16 protein-coding genes are annotated in these 20,060 nt (G+C 71.2%); 7 read left to right on the forward strand and 9 right to left on the reverse strand.

Translation table 11 applies throughout. From position 1 onward, the window contains the following. Window positions 1-49 precede the first annotated feature (49 nt). Window positions 50-2,779 carry a bifunctional glycosyltransferase/CDP-glycerol:glycerophosphate glycerophosphotransferase gene (locus ACLQ3B_RS31415; protein ID WP_425784291.1) on the forward strand — a complete coding sequence of 910 codons (2,730 nt, stop codon included), beginning with the start codon at window positions 50-52 and terminating at the stop codon, window positions 2,777-2,779. Next, the gene (locus ACLQ3B_RS31420) at window positions 2,776-4,536 is read left to right on the forward strand and encodes a stealth family protein (RefSeq protein WP_425784292.1); all 1,761 of its coding nucleotides are present in this window, start codon (window positions 2,776-2,778) and stop codon (window positions 4,534-4,536) included. The genes ACLQ3B_RS31415 and ACLQ3B_RS31420 overlap by 4 nt, the downstream gene beginning before the upstream one ends. 79 nt (window positions 4,537-4,615) lie before the next feature. Here ACLQ3B_RS31420 and ACLQ3B_RS31425 read toward each other — a convergent pair whose 3' ends face one another. The 8 genes from ACLQ3B_RS31425 to ACLQ3B_RS31460 form a co-directional block, all read right to left on the reverse strand. Further along, window positions 4,616-5,263, reverse strand: a complete 648-nt coding sequence (locus ACLQ3B_RS31425) for a hypothetical protein (protein ID WP_425784293.1) — start codon at window positions 5,261-5,263, stop codon at window positions 4,616-4,618. A 204-nt stretch (window positions 5,264-5,467) separates the two neighbouring features. Then, window positions 5,468-6,250: an anti-sigma factor family protein gene (locus tag ACLQ3B_RS31430; protein WP_425784294.1), complete on the reverse strand. Its 783-nt coding sequence runs from the start codon at window positions 6,248-6,250 to the stop codon at window positions 5,468-5,470. Then, window positions 6,247-6,939, reverse strand: coding sequence for a sigma-70 family RNA polymerase sigma factor (locus ACLQ3B_RS31435; protein ID WP_425784295.1), 693 nt, complete (start codon window positions 6,937-6,939; stop codon window positions 6,247-6,249). The genes ACLQ3B_RS31430 and ACLQ3B_RS31435 overlap by 4 nt, the downstream gene beginning before the upstream one ends. Before the next feature lie 126 nt (window positions 6,940-7,065). Beyond that, window positions 7,066-7,923, reverse strand: coding sequence for a spermidine synthase (locus ACLQ3B_RS31440; protein WP_425784296.1), 858 nt, complete (start codon window positions 7,921-7,923; stop codon window positions 7,066-7,068). A gap of 18 nt (window positions 7,924-7,941) precedes the next feature. Then, the gene (locus tag ACLQ3B_RS31445) at window positions 7,942-8,901 is read right to left on the reverse strand and encodes a hypothetical protein (RefSeq protein ID WP_425784297.1); all 960 of its coding nucleotides are present in this window, start codon (window positions 8,899-8,901) and stop codon (window positions 7,942-7,944) included. Between the two features lie 37 nt (window positions 8,902-8,938). After that, window positions 8,939-11,413: an AAA family ATPase gene (locus tag ACLQ3B_RS31450; protein ID WP_425784298.1), complete on the reverse strand. Its 2,475-nt coding sequence runs from the start codon at window positions 11,411-11,413 to the stop codon at window positions 8,939-8,941. Next, window positions 11,413-12,561, reverse strand: coding sequence for an exonuclease SbcCD subunit D (locus ACLQ3B_RS31455; RefSeq protein WP_425784299.1), 1,149 nt, complete (start codon window positions 12,559-12,561; stop codon window positions 11,413-11,415). Before ACLQ3B_RS31455 ends, ACLQ3B_RS31450 begins: the two co-directional genes overlap by 1 nt. Window positions 12,562-12,693: 132 nt before the next feature. Further along, window positions 12,694-14,445 carry an ATP-binding protein gene (locus tag ACLQ3B_RS31460; protein WP_425784300.1) on the reverse strand — a complete coding sequence of 584 codons (1,752 nt, stop codon included), beginning with the start codon at window positions 14,443-14,445 and terminating at the stop codon, window positions 12,694-12,696. A 223-nt stretch (window positions 14,446-14,668) separates the two neighbouring features. Between ACLQ3B_RS31460 and ACLQ3B_RS31465 the strand changes: the two genes are divergently transcribed. Next, window positions 14,669-15,187 (forward strand): SigE family RNA polymerase sigma factor, encoded by a 519-nt coding sequence (locus ACLQ3B_RS31465; protein ID WP_425784301.1) that lies wholly within the window; start codon window positions 14,669-14,671, stop codon window positions 15,185-15,187. Next, window positions 15,180-15,917 (forward strand): hypothetical protein, encoded by a 738-nt coding sequence (locus ACLQ3B_RS31470; RefSeq protein WP_425784302.1) that lies wholly within the window; start codon window positions 15,180-15,182, stop codon window positions 15,915-15,917. Before ACLQ3B_RS31465 ends, ACLQ3B_RS31470 begins: the two co-directional genes overlap by 8 nt. On the opposite strand, the gene ACLQ3B_RS31475 is transcribed toward ACLQ3B_RS31470, so the two are convergent. Next, complete coding sequence (locus ACLQ3B_RS31475) at window positions 15,907-16,668, reverse strand: pyrimidine reductase family protein (protein WP_425784303.1); 762 nt, start codon at window positions 16,666-16,668, stop codon at window positions 15,907-15,909. The two genes, ACLQ3B_RS31470 and ACLQ3B_RS31475, sit on opposite strands and share 11 nt — an antisense overlap. Before the next feature lie 150 nt (window positions 16,669-16,818). Between ACLQ3B_RS31475 and ACLQ3B_RS31480 the strand changes: the two genes are divergently transcribed. From ACLQ3B_RS31480 to ACLQ3B_RS31490, 3 genes are all read left to right on the forward strand, one after another. After that, window positions 16,819-17,382 carry a plasmid pRiA4b ORF-3 family protein gene (locus tag ACLQ3B_RS31480; RefSeq protein ID WP_425784304.1) on the forward strand — a complete coding sequence of 188 codons (564 nt, stop codon included), beginning with the start codon at window positions 16,819-16,821 and terminating at the stop codon, window positions 17,380-17,382. A gap of 300 nt (window positions 17,383-17,682) precedes the next feature. Next, window positions 17,683-18,969: an ABC transporter substrate-binding protein gene (locus ACLQ3B_RS31485; RefSeq protein WP_425784305.1), complete on the forward strand. Its 1,287-nt coding sequence runs from the start codon at window positions 17,683-17,685 to the stop codon at window positions 18,967-18,969. Window positions 18,970-19,078: 109 nt separating this feature from the next. Continuing rightward, window positions 19,079-20,050: a carbohydrate ABC transporter permease gene (locus ACLQ3B_RS31490; RefSeq protein ID WP_425784306.1), complete on the forward strand. Its 972-nt coding sequence runs from the start codon at window positions 19,079-19,081 to the stop codon at window positions 20,048-20,050. The last annotated feature ends 10 nt before the right edge of the window (window positions 20,051-20,060 follow it).

Raw genomic sequence — 20,060 nt, forward strand, 5'->3', positions numbered from 1 at the left:
TGCCGATGTTCCCCCCGCGTTTCCCGCACCCTCTCCAGTGGAGCCCAGAGTGGTAGACCCCGCCCCGCAGGTCACGATCATCGTCCCGGTCTACAACGTCGCGGACTACCTGCCCGAGACGCTCGAGTCGATCGCGGCGCAGACCGTCTTCAGCCAGTGCCACGTCATCCTGGTCGACGACGGCAGCACGGACGGCTCCGACCTGCTGGCCAAGCAGTTCGCCACGGAGCACCCCAACGTGACAGCGCTGCAACAGCGCAACAGCGGCCCGGGCGCGGCCCGCAACGTGGCGCTCGACCTGGCCGACACCCCGTACGTGGCGTTCGTCGACTCCGACGACCTGTTGCCGCCGCGCGCCATCGAGGTGCTGCTCAAGGCGATCGTGACCCACAAGGCGAGCATCGCCATCGGCGACATGGACACCTTCCCGAAGCCGACCGCGTTCCTCTGGAAGAAGCCGTTCGGCAAGGGCGACCGGCTGCTGGAGACCGTCGTCGACGCGCCGGATCTGATCTTCGACGCCGGCCCGTGCCACAAGCTGTACGACCTCGCCCAACTGCGCCAGCAGGGCCTGCGGTTCCGCGAGGGGGTCCACTTCGAGGACGCCTTCCTGGCCATCCCGATGCTGCTCAAGGCCGAGCGCATCGCCCTGGTCGACGAAGTCGTCTACCAGTACCGCCGCCGGGACACCGGCAACTCCATCATGGACAACCTGTTCCTCCGGGAGCAGAACTACTGGGACCACCTGGAGCTCTGCGAGACCCTCGCCGCTCTGCGGCCCGAGTTGGACGTCTTCCGCCGCGAGGTGCTGGAACGCTTCCTGGTGCGCAGCTACCAGGGCTTCGCGATGCGGGCACACACCCTGTTCGACGACGCCGCGCTGTGGCGGATTTTCGAGAAGTGCACCCAGATCTACCAGGACGTCGATCCGGCATTCATCGCCCGCTGGAGCGCCGACACCCGGCACCGGGTGGCCTACCTCGCCTTCAAGACCTATGACTTCGACCTGTTCGCACGCCCCTGGGAACGGGTGCAGGGCGTCGTCGCCTGCGGCGGCGAGCTGCACCTCGACTACCCGGTCACCCCGGCTCTCCTTCCGTTGACCAGGGTGAGCGCGGTCTCCGTGCGGTTGGAGCAGGCGCGGCTGACCGAGTCCGGGGAAGCCCTCAAGCTGTCCGGGCACGTGCAGATCAACGGCCTGCCCATGCACCGACCGATGCGTACGCCCCTCGCGCTGCGGTTGCGGGGCAGCAAGCTGACGGTGCCCGCCACCCTGGAGCGGCGCAGCGATCTGAAGTCCGCCGACGACAGCCGGGAGTGGTCCGGGTTCGTGGCCGAGGTGCCCGTCGCGCAGATGCGCACCGGCAGCCACCTCCTGCGGCTCGTCTTCCTGACCGAGACGGGTCAGGCGTCCCGGCAGTGTCTGATCTCCGCGGCCTTCCTGCGTGACGCGGTGACGAAGCTCGCCGGGGACACCCGAATCCTTCCGGGTTTCGACGGCCGGGAGAACGCAAATCTGCTGGTACAGCGGGGCGGTGGCGCCGAGGGTCGGCGCCGGTGGCGGCGGATGCTGGTGCGCAAGGACCTCCGACACGCCGTCTCCCGTCGACCCTTCTGGAAGCAGCGCCTGCTGCGCCTGATCACCGAGCCGCTGATGCGTGGGCGCGACATCTGGCTCGTCGGCGAACGCAAGGACACCGCACAGGACAACTCCTGGCACCTGTTCCGCCACCTCCGCAAGGTCGAGCGCAGGCGGAACGCCTACTACGTGATAGCCAGCGACAGCCCGGACCGGGAGCGACTGCGTGGGCTCGGCAACGTCGTCACGTACGACTCGTTCCGGCACAAGTTCCTCATGCTGCACGCCACCAAGCTGATCAACTCCTACGACATCGACTCGTACATGCTGCCGTCCGGCTGGGATCGCGGGCCGTACCTCAAGCACCTCAACTGGCGGATCGGCCCGGCCCGGGTCTTCCTGCAGCACGGCGTCACGGACAAGGACGTCAGCGGCGGGTTGCACCGGGCCAAGACCGGCGTCGACCTGTTCGTCGCCGCGGCGGGCCAGGAGGCCGAGTACGTGTCGAAGCAGTTCGACTACGGCGACGCCGCCCAGCGGTTGGGTTTCCCGCGTTTCGACGCACTGGTCCCGGAGCGAGGTGGGCGGCGGATTCTGCTGATGCCCACCTGGCGCAGCTACCTGGTCAGTCCGTCGTACAACCCCGCGCTGCGTCCCAAGTTCCCGTTCGACACGTCCGGGTACGCCCGGTTCCTGGGCGAGCTGTTCGGCAGCGAGGAGCTGCGACTCAGCCTGCGGCGGCACGGCTACACCCTGGAGTTCCTTCCGCACTACGAGATGCGGAACGTGTCGACGGCGATGGTGCCGGCGGACCCCGCGTTCTCGGTGGTGGACCAGACGCAGCGCAGCGTGCAGGACGCCCTGCGGCAGTGCGACCTCTTCATCACCGACTACTCGTCCACCGCCTTCGACGTCGCCTACCTCGGCACTCCGCTGATCTACGCCCACTTCGACAAGGAGGAGTACTTCTCCATCGGGGGCTACCGCAAGGGCTACTTCGAGCACGAGGAGCACGGGTTCGGCCCGGTCTGCGCGACCGCGGAGGAGACGGTGAACGCGATCGTCCGCTACCTGGAGAACGGGTGTGTCCGCGAGGAGGAGTACTCGCGCCGGGCAGCCGACTTCTTCGCCGTTCAGGACCGCAACAACTCCCAGCGGGTCGCCGCCGCCATCGCGGCGCTGCCGGGGCCGCAGCGGTGACCGGCCCGACGCCCCCGTCGGGGGAGCCGCCCCGCGCGCTCGCCGAACCCACCGGGTTCGTGGAGGTGTACCGCCGGGTGTTGAGCCCGCAGACCCGGCGTGCCATCGCGACGAAGGTGAGCCCCCGGGCGCGGCACCAGCTGAAGCAGTGGGTCGCCCGGGCCGCGCGGGACGGTCACGTCTCCGAGCGCCGGGGCGAACGGCTGGCCCGCCGCCAGCCGGAGTTGCTGGCCGGCGCGGACCGGGTGGTCGTCAGCGCCGACCGGGGACCCCGGGTGGCCCGGATCGGGGCGTCGGTCACACCCCTGATGGCACGACTGGACAATCTCAGCGCGGTGACGGCGGCGCTCGACGAGGCCGGCGTACCCCACTTCCGGGTACGCGGCGAAAGCGCCCGATCGTCGGTGGTGGCCGTCGCCGCCGAGCACCGGGCGCGGTCGTACGCCGCGCTCGCCGCCGCCTGCGGCCGGGTCCCCGGCTACGTCTCCGTGCCGGGCGGCACCGGGCAGCCGGCCGCCGGATTCGAACCGAAGACCTGGGAACGGCTGGCGGACGCCCCGGTGTTGCGGCTGACCTGGTATTGGACGGACCCCCAGCGACGGCTGGTGCTGGGGCAGGAGTACGGGTGCGACGTCGAGTTCTGGATCCGGGAGGGCGACACGCTCGTCGCGCCGCGGCCCAACTCCGTCGCCGGACAGGTGACGGTGGCGGCGCCGCTGGTCCTCGTACCGGAGTCGCGGTTCACCGGCCTGGCGTCCCCGTCCGCGCCGGCGACCGCCTGGACCCGACAGGAGTTCGCCGCGCCGCGCCCCGACGACGTGCCGTTCCCGGTCGACGTGGTCTACACCTGGGTCGACGGCACCGACCCGGCCTGGCTACGTCGACGGGCCGAGGTGGCCGGGGTGCCGTACCACGCGGAGGCGGCCAGCGCGGCCCGCTTCCTCAGCCGCGACGAGCTGCGCTACTCGCTCCGGTCGCTGCACCTGTTCGCGCCCTGGGTACGCCATGTCTACGTGGTGACCGACGATCAGGTGCCGACCTGGCTGGACCCGTCCGCCAGCGGGCTGCGGGTGGTCAGCCACCGGGAGATCTTCACCGACCCGACGGTGCTGCCGACCTACAACTCGCACGCCATCGAGAGTCAGCTGCACCACATCGACGGGCTCTCCGAGCACTTCCTGTACTTCAACGACGACGTCTTCCTCGGCACCGAGGTGCTGCCTCAGGACTTCTTCCTGGCCAACGGCATCTCCCGGTTCTTCCCCTCACCGGCGCTGGTGCCGCCGGGCCCACCCGCGGCCGGGGACATCCCGTCGTCGGCGGCCGGGAAGAACAACCGGGCGTTGATCGCGGAGCGGTTCGGCACCGTGCTGACCCAGAAGATGAAGCACATGCCGCACGCGTTGCGGCGCAGCGTGCTCCAGGAGATCGAGCAGACGTTCCCGCAGCAGTACCGGCGGACCGCGGCGAGTCAGTTCCGCAGCATGGATGACCTGTCGGTCGCCTCGTCGCTGCACCACTACTACGCGTTCCACACCGGTCGCGCGGCGCCGGGGGACCTGCGGTACACCATCGCCGAGCTGTCCCACCCGGACACACCCGCCCGGTTGGCTCACCTGCTCGCCCGCCGGGACCGGCAGGTGTTCTGCCTGAACGACGCGTTCTCCGTCGAGGAGGACCTCGACGGGCAGATGGCGTTGCTCATCCCGTTCCTGGAGACGTACTTCCCGGTGCCGAGCCCGTGGGAACGAGCCTGAACCCATCCCGGACACGACGGTGGCCGGCCGCGCCCTCCCCGGCGACGACCGACCACCGTGCCCTCAGGGGCGATCGGGCTCAGTACGAGTAGCCCGAGCCGCCTGCGTCGTTCGAGCCGCTGTCCGCCGGCGGTGCGACCGCCTTGGGCGTGCCCTTGGGCAGGCAGCTCAGGTTCTTCTTGCCGTCCGGCTGGACCACGAACCAGGTGCCGCCGACAGCCTGGCCCTTCCACTGGCCGGGCTTCTTGTCACCGATGTAGCGGTAGACCGGCCAGCCGCCGACGGTGAGCTGACGGGTGCCGTCCTGCCGGGTCACGCTGCTGACCTTGTCGTCGGAGACGCCGGTGAGCTGCGGGTTGCCGTCGGTCAGCGCCGGGGGCCACACCTCGGCGCACTTGTCGACGCAGTTCGACGACGGCGGGTCGGCGGTGTCCTTGTCGAAGCGGTACAGGATCCAGCCGTCCTGGTCGACGACCACCTTGCCCATCCGGGCGACACTCTTACCTACCAACTTCTCCGTCAGGTCGACGTCCGCGGGCGGGGCGTCGGCGGCCGGCGCCTCCGCGGACGCCGAGGCCTCAGGTTCAACCGTCGCGGTGGGCTCGGCCGCGGCGACGGCGACCGGCTCGGCCGCGCTCGAGTTCGCCCCGTCGTAACCCGCGGGAGCGCAGGCCGTTAGTGCGACCATCGCGCTCGCGACGATGACGGTCCGCTTCATCTGTGCCACGTGCCCTCCTCATTCTTGACAGTTCACCCATAGGTACGGCGGGCAGGCTGTCAAGGTTGAAGTAGTAACAGTGGTCAATTTCACGTAAACCGATTGAACCGTTTCCGGCCGTGCTGCGTACGCCCCCGCGAGGGCCCCTCAACGCAAAGACAGATCGGCGCCGGTCATTGTGACAATGACCGACGCCGATGCGGTAGGCGCGGCTTACATGGGTACGGTGACCAGCGGACTCGCCACACCGTTGGCATCCACCGACTGCACCTGGAGCTGCTTGATGTCCTTCGGCAGAGCCGACGTCGAGGCACTCAGTTCGAGACCCTGCGGTCGCGTGTTGGTGCCATAACCACCATCCGGCACCGACCAACTCGAGATGACCTCGGTGCCGCCGTTCTTGCGCACCACCACCAGCCGGCAGACGCGTGGGCCGGGCAGCTTCCGCAGGCTGAAATTGATCCGGGTGCCGTAGTCCTTCGTCACCAGGAACATGGTGGTCTGCACACCGGTGGTCGGGTCGGTCGCCTCGACCTGGTCGCCCTCCACCTCGGTGCCGCCCACACCCGGGCCGCTCGGAGCGGCCGTCGGCACGCTCGTCGGGGGGTCGTTGGGCGCGCTCGGCGTCGACTCGGCGAGCACCCCCGGCGACTGCTCGTTACCTGTCACGCTGACGAAGCCGTACCCGCTCAGACCGCCGAAGACCACCACCGCGGCGGCCGTCGCGAGCATCTGCCGAAACCGGGTACGCCGCCGGTGGGCCCGGACCGCACCGAGCGTCCGGTCCAGGAGGGCCGGGTCGGTCGCCGTCTGCTCCAGCGCCATCATCGTCTCGCCGTCGATGTCGGAGAGCAGCCCCACCACCGGCACCATCGTCTCCAACTCGGCCGCGCACGCCCAGCAGGTGGCGAGATGTTCCTCGAACCGCTCAGTGTCCTGCTCATCGAGCACACCGAGCGCGTACGCCGCGACGTCCATGTGGTCCGGCCGGCTCATTCTGTCACCCCCCGCTCCTGCAGAGCCGTGCGCAGCGCGCGCAGCGCGTAGTAGACCCTCGACTTGGCGGTGCCCAGCGGCAGGCCCAACTCCTCGGCGGCCTCCGGCACCGTCCGCCCCCGGAAGTACGTCGAGATCAGGATCTCCCGGTGCGACTGACTGAGCGTACGCAGGGCGTCCGCCACCGTCATGGTGCGCAGCACCCGGTCGGTGCTGTCCGCCTCGGCGAACGCGGTGAGGTCCCGGTCGTACGTCTCCGGCGGCCGGGCCTCCTGGCTGCGGTGCTCGTCGATGGCGATGCGGCGGGCCACCGTGACCAACCACGGCCGCAACGACCCCTGCCCCTGGGTGCCCAGGCGGTGCGCGTTGCGCCAGGCCCGCAGCAGCGTCTCCTGGACGATGTCCTCCGCGCGCTGCCGGTCCCCCCCGGTGAGGCGCATGACGAACATCAGCAGCGGGCCGGCGTGCTCGGCATAGAGCTGACGGATCAACTGGTCGGAGTGGCTGGCCTCGGTTGACGTCGCCTGATGGCGCCCGGGCGCCGGTCGCGGCGTCACCGGACCATTCTGGCGAGGCGTCGCCCGCGCGTCGACCCCTCGGGCAGACGAGGTTGACCGTGACGACGGTCGCGCCGACAACCAGTCAACGCGTACCGCGTCGCCATGCCAACCGGCCGCCACCGCGTGCATGCAGACCTCCGGGATGTCCGTGACCAACGCCGGCCCACGAGGTGGGCCGCCCGGTGGTACGCAACACCGGCCCCAACGGATCAACAAACGGCGAAAAAAACTTCTGCGGCGCGGACGAGTGGACGATCAGCGGCGTACCGAGAACAACCCCGGCGGTGGCGGATCGGAGCCCGTCGCGTCCGCATCCCGCACGACAGGCGCTCCACCGGCGAAGCGATCCAGCTCGTCGCCGGCCACCACCCGGCCGGGGAACCAGTCGCCGGCGGCGCGTCTGGTCAGCTCCGGCACCGGCGGTGTGGACCGCCCGGCGACCAGCACCAGATTGCCGTACCGGCGCCCGCGCAGCACCGCGGCGTCCCCGACCAGACAGGCCTGCGGCAGCACCGAACGGACCGTGGCGACCTGCCCACGGGCGTGCCGCAACGGCGGGCCGTCGGCCAGGTTCGCCAGGTACCAACCGGAGGGGCGCAGCACCCGGGCCACCTCGGCCGCGTACTCCACCGACGTCAGGTGCGCCGGGGTGCGCGCACCGGCGAACACGTCGGCGACCACCACGTCGTAGCTCGCCTCCCGGCTGGACGCCAGCACCGCCCGGGCGTCCTCCACCCGGACCCGCAACCGGGCGTCGGACGGCCACGGCAACGCCCGACGGACCAACTCCACAAGCGCCCCGTCCACCTCGGACACCCGCTGGGTCGAGCCAGGTCGGGTCGCGGAGACGTACCGCGGCAGGGTCAGGGCGCCACCACCCAGATGCAACACCCGCAGCGGCTCCCCGGCCGGAGCGATCAGATCCACCGCGGCGGCCAGCCGCCGCACGTACTCGAACTCCAGGTGGGTGGGGTCGGTCAAGTCGACGTGCGACTGCGGCGCGCCGTCCAGCAGCAGCGTCCACGAGCCGGCCCGGTCCGGAGCCGGGACGAGCTCCGCCAGCCCGGTGTCCACCTGCTCGACCACCCGGTCACCCGCCCGTTTACGTCCCATTGGAACCAGTATCCGCGCTCATCGGGCGGCGCGGGCCGCAGCGGTCAACGCACGGTGCAGCAGCCGGGAATCGCCGAGCAGGGCCCGCAGTCGTCGCTCCAGGCCGGCGATCGGGATCAGGTTCTGCGGGGCCCGCGGATCCTTGTACGGGGTCGACGCGAACCGCGGCAGGGTCACCAACGACAGGTCGGCCAACTCGATCGCCGCCTCGACGGGCAGGTCGGCGGAGCACTCCACCCGGACGATGCCCGCCCACGGCGCGCCGATCGCCACCGGCAACCGCAAATACCACGACCAACCACCCCAGGCGGTGCCGAGCCGGAACACCGGGGACCGCTCACCCGACGCCAGACCCGTCACCACGGCGGTCAGCCGGGCATCCAGATACTGGCTGTGCTGCGTCTTGATGTAACCCAGGGTGCGCGGCAACTGCCGACGACTGCGCAACGGGCCGTCCACCACCAACAGATCACCGTCGACCCGGGCGGCGTCGGACACCGCCACCTCCAACGCGGTCAGCGGACCCTGCACGGCGGCCGGCAGCTTCGCCAGCTCCCCGGTGCCACCCACCCGGTGCACCGGGTAACGGATCGCGCCCGCCACCACATCCTGCGCCGACGGGCTCGCGGTGAACAGACCCCGACCCACCCGGGTGCCCGCCAACTGCGCCGCACCCCGACCCAGGTCGCACCGGACCACCCCGGCCGCGTACGAGGCGGCCAACCCGGGGAACGACACACCGTCGGTCTCGGCCGTCCAGATGCTCGCGTCGATGCGGCGAACCCCGTCGACAAGCAACACCACGTCGGGCGCCCGCACCCCCTGGCGTACCCCGATGGCCCGCCAGTCAACGGCGGGCAACTCCACGTCCGCGTCGACCTGGGCGCTGCTCGGCGCGGCCGGGCCGGCGGCGGACGCCTCGAACGACGCCCCGTACGCCGGATCCCACGAATCCACGAAGAACGCGGGGTCACTCACCGGCTGGTCCGTCCCATCCGCGCTGCACTCCTCGCGCTCACCGGCCGGTCCGCTCGACGCGGGCCGACCGGGCATCCTTGCGCACCTCGAAGCGGACCGGGATCCGCTCGGCCAACGCCGGCACGTGGGTGACCACGCCGACCATCCGATCGCCCCGCGCCGCCAGGTTTTCCAAGGTCGCGGCCACCGTGTCCAGGGTCGCAGCGTCGAGCGTGCCGAAACCCTCGTCCAGGACGATCGACTCCAGGCTCGCCGCCGTGGTGGACATCCCGGCCAACTGCTCGGACAGCGCCAACGCCAACGCCAGCGATGCCTGGAACGTCTCACCGCCGGAGAGGGTGCGCACCCCCCGCCGCAGCCCCGCGTCGTGGTGGTCGACCACCACGAACTCGCCCTTGTCGTGCACCAGCTCGTACTGCCCGGAGGACAGCTCCCGCAGGATCCTCGACGCGCCGTCGACCAGCAGGTCCAACGCCTCGGCCAGCAACCACCGCTCGAAGTTGTTGGCCCGCAGGTGCCCGGCGAGCGCGCGCGCCACCTGCGCCTCCCGCTCGTGCCCCGCCCGCTGCTCGCGCAACGTCCCGGCCTGCTCGCGACGCTCGTGCAGCCGCCGCCGGTCGGCGTCGGCCCGCTCCACCGCCACGGTCGCCGCGTGCACCGGGTCGTCCCCGACCGGCACGTCGGCGGCGGCGAAGATGGCCGCGATGGCCCGTTGCACCCCGTCGGCCACCGACTCGGCCTCCGCCACGGCGGCGGCCCGACCGGCCCGGTCGGCGCGGCGGCGGTCCGCCTCGGTGGTCGCCCAGTCGGTCAGCGCCGCCCACGCGGCGGCCACGTCGTCCCGATCGGTCGCCGGTGGACCGAACCGGGCCAATCCGTCCCGGGCGGTGTCGAAGGCCCGCCACGCCGCCCGCAGCCGCTCCTCGGCGGCGTCCACCCCGGCCCGCGCCTGCCGAGCGGTCTCACGCCCGGCCCGGACCGCCGTGGCCGCCTCCTCCAGCGCGCGCCGCAACCGGGCGTGCTCGGCCAACTCCCGGCGCAGCACGACCGGCTCGGCCGCTCCGGAGAGCTGCCCGTCCAGTTCGGCCAGCCGGGCCTCCACCTGCTCCTGCCGGGCTCGGGCCTGCACCAGCAGCCGCTCCAGCTCACGCGCCGCGGTGTCCCGCTGCTGCACGGTCGCCTGCGCGGCCTTGGTCGCGGCCCGCGCGGCCTTGCCCGCCGCCGTGGCGGCGGCCACCGCCGAATCGGCCGGCACCGCCGGCACCTCGGCCACCGGCTGCTCGCACACCGGGCACGCCGCGCCGGCCTGCAGGTGCACCCGCAGGCTCACCGCCAGGTCGGTGGCCTTCGCCTCCTCGTGCGCCCGGAAGGCCGCCTCCAGCTCGGCGTCCGCCCGCTCGGCGGCCACGCGCGCGGCGGCCAGGGCCGCCACCGCCGTGGCGTGCTCGTCGTTCGCCGCCCGCACCGTCGCGCGGACCGTGTCGGCCTCGCCGGACAGCCGGTCCCGATCGTCGTACGCCCGCAGCAGCAGTCGCAGCGCGCTCTCGTCACCGGTGCCGGCCAGCTCGCCGCGCAGCTTCTCCTCCCGCTCCTCGGCCAGCGACACAGCGGTCACCGCCGCCTCGGCCTCGGCCCGCGCCCCGGTGATCGCGCGAGCGACCTCGGCCACCCCACCCGGCGCGCGTACCCCGGTCAGCACGGTCAACTCGTCGTCCAGGGCGGTCAGCGCCGCCGCGGCCTCCCGTGCCGTGACCCGGGCCGCCGCCAGCTCCGGCACCGCGTCGGCCACGGCGGCCGCCAGCTCGGCCATCCGGGCGACCTGGGCGTCGGCCTCGGCCAACGCCTCGTCGTCCACGCCAGTCAACCCGGCGAGCACCTGGTCGACCGCCTCCAGTCGGGCCTCCGCCTGCGCGGCACGCGCCGTCGCCTTCTTCTGCACGTCCTCGTAGACGCCGAGGCCCAGCAGGTTGACCAGGATCTGTTGCCGCGTCGCCGGCTTGGCGTGCAGGAAGTCGGCGAACTGCCCCTGTGGCAGCACCACACAGCTGGTGAACTGCTCGTACGGCAGCCCCACCGCCTCCAGCACCGCCTGCTCCATCTCGGCGGGGGTGCCGGCCACCACCTCGCCGAGGTCGTCCGGGCTCAGACCGGTGTCCAGTTTGGTCACGTCGAAGCCGGCCGGCATCAGCTGCAACCCGGCGTTCGCCGTCTTCACGTTGCCCCGGCCGTCCCGGCGGACCACCCGGGTCGCCACGTACCGGGCACCGCCGGACTCGAAGACCAACCGCACCCGCGCCTCGGTCGCCGACGGCGCGAGCGCGTTCGCCAACCCTCGGGCACCACCCCAGCGGGGCACCATGCCGTAGAGGGCGAAACAGATGGCGTCCAGCACCGTGGACTTGCCCGAACCGGTCGGGCCGATCAGCGCGAAGAAGTCGGCGTCGGTGAAGTCGACTGTGGTCTCGTCCCGGAAGACGGTGAAGCCGGCCATGTCCAACCGCATCGGACGCATCAGTGCTCGACCTCCTCGAAAAGCTCGTCGAAGAGCTCCCGGACACCCTCGTCGGCGTGGCCCCGGCTGTCCAGGTAGTCGGCGAACAACTCCCGGGGCGAACGCCCCGACCGCTGGGCGATGCGCGCGCCGCTGCCCGGCGCGGCCAACAGCTCCGGGTCGATCCGGATCTCCAGGGCCCGGGGGAGCAGCTCCTGGATCTCCTCGCGCAGGCCGGCGCGGGGTTGCTCCCGCACATACACCCGCAACCACGCGTCCGGTGCCTCGATCTCGGCGAGCTGGGCCAGAGTGCCCCGCACCGTGCGCAGGGCGCTCGCCGCCGTCACCGGCACCTCCCGCACCCGGGCGGCGGTGCTGGCGGTCACCTCGACAATCGTCACCGAGGGGACGTTCTCCTGCTCGCCGAAGTCGACGGCGAGCGGGCTGCCGCTGTACCGCACCGGGCAGGGGCCCGCGACCCGCTGCGCCCGGTGCAGGTGACCCAGCGCCACGTAGTGCGCGGTGGCCGGGAAGACGGTGGCCGGAACGGCGTAGCCCAACACGGTGTGCGCGTCGCGCTCACCACCACCGGTGGCCGCGCCGGTCACCGTCAGGTGCGCGGTGACCAGGTGCACCCGGTCCGGTTCGGTGAAACCCTCGGTCAGTCGCCCCAGCACCCGGCCCAGGTGGTCGGCGTACGTCTGGTTGGTCTCCGCGGCGGTCAGCTCGTACATCTCCAACGCGCGCACCGCGTACCGCTGGGACAGGAACGGCAACGCGGCCAGCCTCCACCGCTCGCCACCGGCGGTCGTGCCGTCGATGACGTGCTCGTCCGGATTTTCCCGCACCCCGCCGCGCAGCGTGATGCCGGCGGCGTCGGCCCACGGGCGCAGCGCGTCCAGCGCCGGGCCGTTGTCGTGGTTGCCGCCGATCGCCACCACGTCCGCGCCGGTCCGCCGCAACGCCGTCAACGCCCGGGTGACCAGGCGGGTCGCCTCCGAACTGGGCGCGGCGGTGTCGTAGAGGTCACCGGCGACGATCACCAGATCCGGCTGTTCGGCACGAGCGATCTCGATCACCCCGGCCAGCACGGCCTTGTGCTCGTCGGCCCGGGACTGCCCCTTGAGCACCTTTCCCACGTGCCAGTCGGAGGTGTGCAGGATCTTCATGGCTGTGCTGGCCTTCCGTTCGCGACTGCGGGGCTCGCAAGCTCACTCCTCGCGCTCACCTGTGCTGGCCTTCCGTTCGCGACTGCGGGGCTCGCAAGCTCACTCCTCGCGCTCACCTGTGCTGGCCCCTACCTAGAACGGGATGTCGTCGTCGGTGCCGCCGCCGGAGCCCACCACGGCGAACGGGTCGGCGGACTGGGTGATCGAGCGCAGCGTCTCCGATGGTGCCCGGCCCGCCTCGGAGACCCGGGTGGCCCAGGCCGGGAACGGGAACTCCAGGCAGAGCGGCACCGGGATGTCCGGCTGGTTGACGAACATGGTGCCCGGCTTGGCCAGCAACGCCCGCTGGCGCTGCGCGGGCGGCAGGAAGCCGTACTCCGGGCGGGACGCCTCGGCCGGGTCGAGCCGGCCGACCACCCGGATCGCCGAGTTGGTGACGATCCGCCGCTCCACCTCGCTCGCCGTCTGCTGCGCGCCGATCAGGATCACCCCGAGCGAGCGGCCCCGCTCGGCGATGTCCAGCAGGACCTCCTTGATCGGCGAGGAGCCCTCCCGAGGGGCGTACTTGTTGAGCTCGTCGAGGACGACGAAGAGCAGCGGCTTGGCGGTGCCGGACTTCTCCTTGCGCTCGAACTCGCTCTTGAGCGTCACACCGACCACGAACCGCTGCGCGCGGTCCGGCAGGTTGTGCAGGTCGACCACCGTGACCTGCGCCGACTCGCTCGTGTTGATGGAGTGCGGGCGGCGGGTCGCGAGGTCACCGCGGATCAGTCGGGCGAGGTCCTTCTTACTGCCGATCAACCGCCGGGCGAACGCGTTGACGGTGCCCAGCCCCACCGCGCTGCCCGCCCACTCCGAGCGGGTCTCGTCGTCGTTGAGCTGATCGACGATGTGGTCGACCAGATCGCCGTAGGAGCCGAGCCGGACCCCGTCGATGCTCACCCCGCCGTCGGCGGGCTGGGCGTAGCGGGCCAGGTGCGCGGCCACCGAGTGGACCACCATCGTGTACTGCTGGCGCTCGTCGTCGGCGTCGGCGAAGACGTACGGCAGGAGGCGGTCGGCGCAGAACTCGCTGAGCGTCCAGTAGAACGAATCGACCCCGGTGAGCCGGCTGCTCACATCCGGCGTGCCGGCCGAGTCGCCGACCCGGGGCGGGGCGTACACCCGCACGTCGGGGAAGGCGCCGGCGCTCAACCCGAGCTTCGCGTACGCCGCGCGGGTCGGCTCGTCGAGGCGGGTGTTGGGGTGGTCCAGGAAGAGCAGATCCTCACCCTTGACGTTGAAGATCAGCGCCTTTGCGTTTACCGCGTCGCCGCCCAGCACCCCGGAGCGGAACACCGAGTAGAGCAGGAAGGTGGCGAAGCTGGTCTTGGTGGCCACCCCGGAGATGCCGGAGATGGAGACGTGCGCGCCCCGGCTGCCGTCGAGGAAGTCGGCGTTGAGATAGACCGGGACCCCGTCCCGACCCATCCCCATCGGGATGCGTCGCTCCATCCGGTCGAAGTGCAGCGCGCGCGCCCGGGCGTCGCCCTCGGCCCGGTGCACCACCGCGCCGGGGGTCGGCGGCACGTAGAGCTCGGGGTCGACCCGGGTGGTGGTGATCTCGGCCGCCTCCTGCACCTGGGCGGGCAGCGTGCCGTCGGCGATGGCGAACACGTCGGAGTCGAACTGGGCGCCCTCGTGGCGGGCGCGGACCTGGGTGACCACCCCGGCGATCGTCACCGGCTCCCGGTTGGGCAGCTCCCGTCGGGTGACCACCACGTCGTCGAGTTGGAGGTAGCTGCCGGGCGCCACGGCCGTCCAGAACTGCAACGGGGTGGCGTCGGCGGTGCCGAGCACCCGCCCGACCGCCTCGCCCGGGCTGTCGAGGTCGGCGTCGGTCATCGGGCGACTCGGGTCGGTCGGGCAGCACGGTCGGCACGCATGAGGTGCATCCTGCCCGAGGAGTACGACAGGTCGCCACGCGACGCGGCGGACGACACCATGCGCCGTCACACTCATGACGCTGGGTGCTCATCCGAGCGCACGAGGTGGGCGGGAGTCGTATCGGCGCGCACCGGACTCAACTCCCGGGGCGCCGGTCGCGTTACCTAGGCATGGAGCACTTATGAATGAGGACTTCGGCGCGTTCGTCGCGACGAGCGGTCCGCGACTGCTCCGCTTCGCCGTACTGATCACCGGGCAGCGGGCGGACGCCGAGGACCTGCTGCAGGAGGTGCTGGAGCAGGCGTATCCGCGCTGGCACGTGGTTCGGCAACGGCAGCCGGAGGCCTACCTGCGTCGCGCGATGACCAACCGGTTGGTCAGCCGGTGGCGCTCGCCGTGGAACCGACGTCGGGTCGCCGGCCTTCCGGACGCCCTGCCGCAGCAGGATGAGATGACCCGGGTCGACGACCGGGAGCTGCTGCTGACGGCACTGCGTGAGCTTCCACCCCGGATGCGGGCGGTGGTGGTGGTCCGGTACTGGCTTGGCTTCTCCGAGGCGGAGGCAGCTGCCGAGCTGGAGTGTTCCGTGGGCTCGGTGAAGAGCCAGGCCTCCCGTGGTCTGCACCGCCTGCGGGCCCGACTGGAGGCGACAGGTGTTTCCCCACTCGACCTCGACCTCGCGGAGGAGAACCATGCGTGACCACGAGGTGGCCGCCCTGCTCGACCACGCCGTCGCGACCGTGGAGCTGCCTCCCGGTCTCGCCCAACGGGTCGCCACGAGAAGCCGGGCGCGTCGCCGTTCGCGTCTGCTGCTGTCGGGCGGCACGGTGGCCGTGGTGGTCGCCGCCGGGGCACTGCTGCTCGCGCAACTGGGGCCGGGCGGTGGCGAGGGCGGCGGCACCGGGCCGATCGCCGCCGCCGAGGTTCCGGTCGGGATCGTCGGTCCCGACGGTCGACCGTTGACGCAGGCGCAGGTCGTGGCGGTCGGCCGGGTCGGGACGGAGACGCTCGTGCTGATCCGAAGCGAACCACGCGCCGAGGAGCGGGCCGCCCGGGGACAGGTGGCCGAGGTCCTGGTCGCCCCGGACGGGGGCGAACCGCGCCGTTTGCTCGACCACCTCTCGTACGACCTGGCATGCGTCGACGGTGACGTGGTCTGCGCGACCGTCAGATCCACCGGCGGTGGGCTGGGCGTGGCCGTGGCCCGGCGCTCCGGTGGTCGGCTCTACGTCCTGGCCCAGGCACCGCCGGGGCGTACCGTCGAGGTCGTCGCCAACGGCGTGCCGCATCCGCTCGGCGCGGCGCCGCGGGGCGCGGTGGTCGAGGTGGTCGCCGCCGAGCCGTACGAAGAGGTGCAGGTCTGGGCGAGCACCGAGGACGGCCGGCGATACCAGATCCCGTGGGCTCCCGGGGCGGTGCTCATCGACTGAGATCTCCCGAGCGGGCGTGGCGCAGCAGGAGGACGCCGTCGTCGGCGGCGAGCACGTGCCGCAGTGGCAGGTGCCGGGGCGGTGCGGCGTCGCCGGCGGTGATCCGGCCGGGGCCGGGCCCGGCGAGCAGCGGTGCGACGGTGAGGCACAGCTCGTCCACCAGGTCGGCGGCGGTGAGCGCGCCGAGCAGGTGCGGGCCGCCCTCGCAGAGCAGTTGGGTCAGCCCGCGTCGGTGCAGCTCGGCGAGGCCGGCGGCCAGGTCGACCCGTTCCGTGCCGCAGCTCAGCACGTCGGCGACGTCGGTGAGCCCGGGCGGCGGCTCGGCGTCGGCGTGGGTGAGCACCACCGGGCGGGTCGGCGCGTCGGCGAAGGCGGCCTGCGCCGGGTCCAGGTCGAGCGAACCGGAGACGACCACGAGCGTCGGGTACTCGGCCAGCCCGTTGGCGCGCCGCCAGGCGCGGCGGCGCTCGTCGAGGCGGACCGCCCGGTACCCCTCGTGGCGGAGCGTGCCGGCGGCCACCACCAGGGCGTCGCAGACCATCCGCAGCAGGCCGAACACCCGCTTGTCCGGCTCGCCGGAGAGCCCGGCGGAGTAGCCGTCCACGGTGACCGCGCCGTCCAGGCTGGCCACGAAGTTCACCCGCAGGTGGGGCTCGTCGGCGCGGCCGTAGAGGCCGGTCAGCGCGGTGTCGTCGAGCGGCTGCGTCGACGGGGCCGGCCAGAGCCGCCGGATCGGCATTCCGACGGTCATTCGCCGGCCGGACCGGTGACCGGAGGGGTGGGTTCGGCGGTACGGTGCTGGCAGTCGCACCAGTTCCGGCCCGGGCAGTCGTCGTGTCGCCGGGCCCGGCACGCTCGGCAGATCATGCTCGCAGCCTAAGCCGCGGGAGGACAGGACAGCATGCCGCGTCAGATCTTCCAGATGAAGATGACCCTCGCCGGGGCCCGCCCGCCGGTGTGGCGCCGGGTGCTCGTGCCGGCCGGCTACACGCTGGACCGGCTGCACCGGGTGACGCAGCACGCGATGGGTTGGCGGGACTGCCACCTGCACTCGTTCGAGATCGACGCGGTGCAGTACGGCGAGCCCGACCCGGATGGGGAGTTGGCGCTGCACGACGAACTGGACGTGCGGCTCGACGCGGTGCTGGGCAAGGGCAGCCGGTTCTCCTACACGTACGACTTCGGCGACTGGTGGGAGCACGACCTGGTCGTGGAGGACGCGCTGACCGCTGACCCCGACGAGCGGTACCCGGTCTGCCTGGCCGGCGAGCGGGCGTGCCCGCCGGAGGGTATCGGCGGCCCGTCCGGTTACCAGGCACTCCTGGAAGCCCTGGACGACCCGACCGACGCAGCCGACGTCGTCGGCTCCCGCCACGCGATGCTGCGCGACTGGGCGGGTTCCGCCTTCGTCCCGTCCCGCTTCGACCCCGACCGCGCGACCACCCTCCTCCGCCGCTTCTGCTAACCGTCCCCACCCGCTGTTGATCAAGAAGGTTGCGTCGGCGGAGCCGCGATTCCGGACCGAAACTTCTTGATCACCAGGGGAGGGGCGGGGGGTGCCTTTGGGGTGGGTGGTGTTGCAGTGATCAGCGGTAACGATCTGGGAACGCTCCCAACGTCCTATTGACACTCCCGTTACCCGCCGGCAATCTCATGGGAGCGCTCCCGAGGGTGGCATGGGTCACTCACGCATCCCCCGGCCTGGCGCGATGAGACACCCCCCACCACACACATCAGCCTCACCACCGGAAAGAGGGGTCAGCGCATGAGTGTCACCACGCGGCGTACCCGCCTGGCGGCCGCTGCCCTGGCCGCGATCACCGCTATCGGCGGTCTCGCAGCCTGCGGCAACGACGACGACAAGCCGGCGGCTGGCGAGAAGCCAGCCAAGTTGGTCGTCGACACCTTCAGCGAGTTCGGTTACGACGAGCTCGTCAAGCAGTACGAGAAGGACACCGGCATCAAGGTCGAGCTGCGCAAGACCGCGCAGCTCAGCGAGTACCGGCCGAAGCTGGTTCGCTACCTTGCCACCGGCAAGGGCGCGGCGGACGTCACCGCCCTGGAAGAGGGCATCCTCAACGAGTTCAAGCCCAACGCGCGCAACTGGGCCGACCTCAACCCGTTGATCGCCGACCACTCCAAGGAGTTCCTGCCCTGGAAGTGGGAGCTGGGCAAGGCGCAGGACGGTCGGCTGATCGGCCTGCCGACCGACGTCGGCAGCCTCGCCGTCTGCTACCGCAAGGACCTGTTCCAGGCCGCCGGTCTGCCCACCGAGCGCGACCAGGTGTCGGCGCTCTGGCCGGACTGGAAGGGCTTCCACGACGCCGGTCTGAAGTACAAGCAGGCCACCGGCAAGGCGTTCGTCGACTCGATCACCGCCGTCTCCAACGGTGTGATGTTCCAGGGCAACGGTGACCTGTTCTACGACAAGGAAGACAACATCATCGCGGACACCAGCCCCGCGGTGAAGAACGCCTGGGACACCGCCACGTCGATGGCGGACATCTCGGCCAAGGCGCAGACCTGGTCGCCGGAGTGGTCGGGTGGCTTCAAGCAGGGCACCTTCGCGGCCACCTTCTGCCCGTCCTGGATGCTCGGCATCGTTTCGGACAACTCCGGTGCCGCCAACAAGGGCAAGTGGGATGTCGCGGCCGTTCCGGGCGGCGGCGGTAACTGGGGCGGCTCGTGGCTCGCGGTTCCGGCGCAGAGCAAGTACCCGAAGGAGGCGGCGAAGCTCGCCGAGTACCTGACCAACGCCAAGAGCCAGGTGGAGGCCTTCAAGCTGAAGGGCCCGCTGCCCACCAACCTGGAGGCGCTGAAGAACGAGACGTTCCTCGGCTACACCAACGAGTACTTCAGCAACGCGCCGACCGGCAAGATCTTCGGTGAGAGCGTCGCCAAGATCCAGCCGACCCACCTGGGCCCGAAGCACCAGGCGGTGAAGGAGAACGCCTTCGAGCCGGCCCTGCGGGCGTTCGAGAGCGGGCAGGCCGACAAGGCGAAGGCCTGGGAGCAGTTCACGAAGGACGCAAAGACTCAGGGTGCCTTCTGAGTGATCCCCTGCCGGTGGCGTTCGGGACTTCCCGGACGCCACCGGCCGGTCCCCTCCGCGTAGTGCCCTGCGCGAGGGCCCCCGGGCCTCGCCGGAAAAGGAAATTCGCATGAGCCTGTCGGCCACGACGGCACGGCCGTCGCCAGCAGCACCACCTTCTCCTGACGCCTCTCACCGACGTCGCCGGGGAAGGCTCCTCAACCGCCTCGACGTCAAGTACTCGCCGTACCTCTACATCGCCCCGTTCTTTGTGATCTTCGGCGTGTTCGGGTTGTACCCGATGCTGCGTACCGCCTGGATGTCCCTGCACGACTGGGACATGATCGGCGACCACACGTTCATCGGCTTCGACAACTACACCCGGCTCGTGTCCGACGAGTACTTCTGGAACGCGCTGGTCAACACGTTGGGCATCTTCGCCCTGTCGACCATCCCGCAGTTGTTGCTCGCCCTCTTCCTGGCGAACCTGCTCAACCGGACCTTCCTGCGCGGCAAGACCTTCTTCCGGATGGCCATCTTCGTGCCGAACGTGGTGTCGGTGGCGGCGGTCGCGATCGTCTTCGGGATGCTGTTCCAGAAGGAGTTCGGCCTGTTCAACTGGCTGCTCAGCCTCGTCGGTGTCGACGCGGTCGACTGGGACGGGCAGCGGTGGAGCTCCTGGTTCGCCATCTCCACGATGGTCAACTGGCGGTGGACCGGTTACAACACCCTGATCCTGCTGGCCGGCATGCAGGCGATCCCGAAGGACCTCTACGAGGCCGCGGCGATCGACGGCGCCAGCCCGTGGCGGCAGTTCTGGCAGATCACCCTGCCGATGCTCAAGCCCACCTTCATCTTCGTGGTCATCCTCTCCACGATCGGCGGCATGCAGCTCTTCACCGAGCCCCTGCTCTTTGCCAACGGCAACATCCTCGGTGGCAACCAGCGGGAGTTCCAGACGCTGGCCATGTACATGTACGAGATGGGCATCGAGAACCTGAGCACCGCCGGTTACGGAGCCGCTGTCGCCTGGGCGATCTTCATGATCATCGTCGTGGTGGCGCTGTTCAACTTCCTACTCGTCCGCCGCTCGGCGAAGTGAGGAGAGATCG

This window comes from Micromonospora sp. DT53 (genome assembly GCF_049841535.1).
Lineage (GTDB): Bacteria > Actinomycetota > Actinomycetes > Mycobacteriales > Micromonosporaceae > Micromonospora.